At 45.1% G+C, this 3323-nt stretch carries 3 protein-coding genes and 1 riboswitch; all 3 genes read left to right on the top strand.

Annotated features, from left to right (window positions below; all coding sequences use genetic code 11):
* Positions 1–91: 91 nt before the first annotated feature.
* A riboswitch (TPP riboswitch) is annotated at positions 92–200 on the top strand.
* Between the two features lie 291 nt (positions 201–491).
* From thiS to QZL69_RS01160, 3 genes are read left to right on the top strand one after another with little or no spacing between them, the layout of a single operon-like run.
* On the top strand, positions 492–1463 hold the full coding sequence (gene thiS, locus QZL69_RS01170) for a sulfur carrier protein ThiS (protein WP_022213400.1): 972 nt from the start codon (positions 492–494) through the stop codon (positions 1461–1463).
* A 20-nt stretch (positions 1464–1483) separates the two neighbouring features.
* Positions 1484–2722: a 2-iminoacetate synthase ThiH gene (gene thiH / locus QZL69_RS01165; RefSeq protein ID WP_022213399.1), complete on the top strand. Its 1239-nt coding sequence runs from the start codon at positions 1484–1486 to the stop codon at positions 2720–2722.
* Complete coding sequence (locus QZL69_RS01160; protein ID WP_022213398.1) at positions 2703–3290, top strand: thiamine phosphate synthase; 588 nt, start codon at positions 2703–2705, stop codon at positions 3288–3290. The genes thiH and QZL69_RS01160 overlap by 20 nt, the downstream gene beginning before the upstream one ends.
* Positions 3291–3323 lie beyond the last annotated feature (33 nt).

The following is a 3323-nucleotide window of genomic DNA, read 5'->3' as shown; positions in this document are numbered from 1 at the left end:
CGGATGAAATTTTCATCCGCCTACTCTACTAAAGTTAATATGTGAAAATCCTGGCTTGACAGGGACATGATTTCGGCATATACTAAGCTTTGTAAATAAGCAGGGGAGCTTGTACTGGCAGGCTGAGAGGAAGTAATTAACTTCGACCCTTATACCTGATTTGGATAATGCCAACGTAGGAATGTGAACGTATGTGGATATTACGGGAGATGCCTTGTGGCGTCTCCTTTTTTGTATTACATATCGAGAGAACACCAGTGGCGCGTCCGCTGATTCGTTTCATATCTGAACAGGAACACAATTTCATAGCGATACAAATGAGAGTGAACAGAGTTCATGAAGGGGTGCACCACCGCGGGTGTATTGCTTCGTGAACTCTTTTTTGATACCAAGGCTTCAAAACTCGAACATCGTTCCTGCTTGCAGGATAAGATGCTCGAATTTGTAGGTATCTTATTACCAATGTATCGCCACAGCACAGGAGGACAAATATGATCACAGTAAACGGAGTAGAAAAAACACTTGAGAAACCATTATCAGTCACAGAATATCTGGAGACAAACAAGTACGTACCGGTTCAGGTAGCAATTGAATTAAACGACAAAATACTTGCAAGAGAATTATATGGAACAACCATTTTGAAGGAGGGCGATGTTATGGAAATCGTAAGTTTTATGGGCGGCGGAAGCGGCAAAAATGAGGATAAACTGGTTCTTGGAGGACACGAATTTACCTCACGTTTTATCCTTGGCTCCGGTAAATTTTCACTGGATCTGGTAAAAGCCTGCATCGAAAAAGCAGAGGCACAGATCATCACACTTGCACTGCGCCGTGCAAACGAAGGCGGACTTGCGAATATCCTGGACTATATTCCAGATAATGTAACACTTCTTCCAAACACTTCCGGTGCGAGAAATGCCGAAGAAGCAGTCCGTATCGCAAGACTTTCCCGTGAACTTGGCTGTGGAGATTTCGTAAAGATTGAAGTCATCCATGATTCCAAATATCTTCTTCCGGACAACTATGAAACCATTAAAGCGACAGAAATCCTTGCAAAAGAAGGCTTCGTAGTTATGCCATATATGTACCCGGATCTGAACGCAGCAAGAGATCTGGTAAACGCCGGAGCTGCCTGCGTTATGCCTCTTGGCTCTCCGATCGGTTCCAACAAAGGCATCTGTACCAAAGAATTTATCCAGATCCTGATCGATGAGATTGACCTTCCGATCATCGTAGATGCAGGAATCGGCAGACCTTCTCAGGCATGTGAAGCAATGGAAATGGGAGCTTCCGCGGTCATGGCAAATACCGCGATCGCAACTGCCGGAGATGTAGAGGCAATGGCAGAAGCGTTCAAAAAAGCAATCGAAGCAGGCCGCAGCGCATACCTTTCCGGACTGGGACGTACTCTGGAAAAAGGTGCCAGCGCGTCATCACCACTGACAGGATTTCTGCATGACTAAGGAACGGAGGACAGAATAAAATGGCAGAGAATACAGCAGCAAATCATGGAGGACATTTCAATGAAAGCATCGTCAATGAAGTGATCCTTGAGGATATGAAAAAGAACCGTATCGATCATATGAAGTATCTTCCGGGCATGGAAACAATGGAAGAATCAGATGTTATGGAAAAGGTCATTACCGCAATGAATGCCTACGATTATGACCAGTATACAGAGAAAGATGTCCGCAGGGCACTGGAACATGACAACCGCACGATCGAAGATTTTCAGGCACTTCTTTCCCCGGCAGCACTTCCTCTTCTGGAGGAGATCGCACAGGCGGCGAGAGTAGAGACAAGGAAACATTTTGGCAATAGTGTATATATGTTTACACCAATTTACATCGCGAATTACTGTGAAAACTATTGCATCTACTGTGGTTTCAACTGCCACAACAAGATTCGCAGGGCCCAGTTAAATGCAGAAGAGATCGAAAAAGAAATGGAAGCGATCTCCAAAACAGGATTGCAGGAAATCCTGATCCTGACAGGTGAGAGCAGAGCGAAATCTGATGTGAAATACATTGGAGAAGCATGTAAGATCGCACGAAAATATTTTAAGGTCATCGGTCTGGAAGTTTATCCGATGAACTCTGACGAGTATCATTATCTGCATGAATGCGGTGCGGATTATGTAACAGTTTTCCAGGAAACGTACAACTCAGACAAGTATGAAACACTTCATCTTGCAGGTCACAAACGAATCTTCCCGTACCGCTTGAACGCACAGGAACGTGCGCTGAAAGGCGGCATGAGAGGTGTAGGATTTGCAGCACTTCTCGGTCTGGACGATTTCCGTAAGGATGCATTTGCGACAGGCTATCATGCATGGCTGCTCCAGAGAAAATACCCTCATGCAGAGATTGCTTTTTCCTGCCCGAGACTTCGTCCGATCATCAATAATGACAGGATCAACCCGATGGATGTACATGAACCACAGCTTCTCCAGGTTGTCTGTGCATACCGTCTGTTTATGCCATTCGCGAGCATTACTGTGTCCACAAGAGAGTGCGAGAGAGTAAGAGACAATCTGGTAAATATCGCTGCAACCAAGATCTCAGCAGGCGTCAGCACAGGAATCGGAAGCCACGTAGACGATATTGAAGACAAAGGAGATGACCAGTTTGAGATCTCAGACGGAAGGTCTGTAGATGAAGTATATCAGGCACTTTTGGATCACCAGCTCCAGCCGGTCATGAATGATTATGTCTATTTATAAAGAAGAATATAAAAATGTCATTGCAGTGACAAACCGCAAACTGAGCAGCAGACCGTTCCTGGAACAGATGGAACGTGTCTGTAAACTCCATCCCAGGGCTGTGATCCTCAGAGAAAAGGATCTTTCTGAGGAAGAATATGCAGAATTGGCAGTACAGATTCTGACATTATGTAAACAATATCAGGTTCCATGTATGCTTCATACATATCTGGAAACAGCGAGAAAATTGCAGCATCCATATATTCATCTGCCTCTGTTTCTTCTCAGAGAAAACAGCGAAAATCCAGGTGATTTTCTGGCAGTGGGATGTTCTGTACACTCTGTAGAGGAAGCAAAAGAAGCACAGAAACTCGGAGCAACCTATCTGACAGCAGGGCATATCTACACTACCGACTGCAAGAAAGGCCTGCCGCCACGGGGATTAGACTTCCTGCGAGAAATCTGCAATGCCGTAACGATCCCGGTATATGCGATCGGCGGCATCCACGCAGGAACCAGACAGATACAGGAAGTAATGGACTGCGGTGCTTCCGGGGCATGTATCATGTCGGAGATGATGAGAATTTAACATAATATATAACAAGAATTCTCCTACCTCTGC

This window comes from Blautia sp. CAG:237 (assembly GCF_000436615.1).
Lineage (GTDB): Bacteria > Bacillota > Clostridia > Lachnospirales > Lachnospiraceae > Blautia_A > Blautia_A intestinihominis.
The sequence above is the reverse complement of the archived record's forward strand: the minus strand, read 5'-3'. Positions and strand labels throughout refer to the sequence as shown.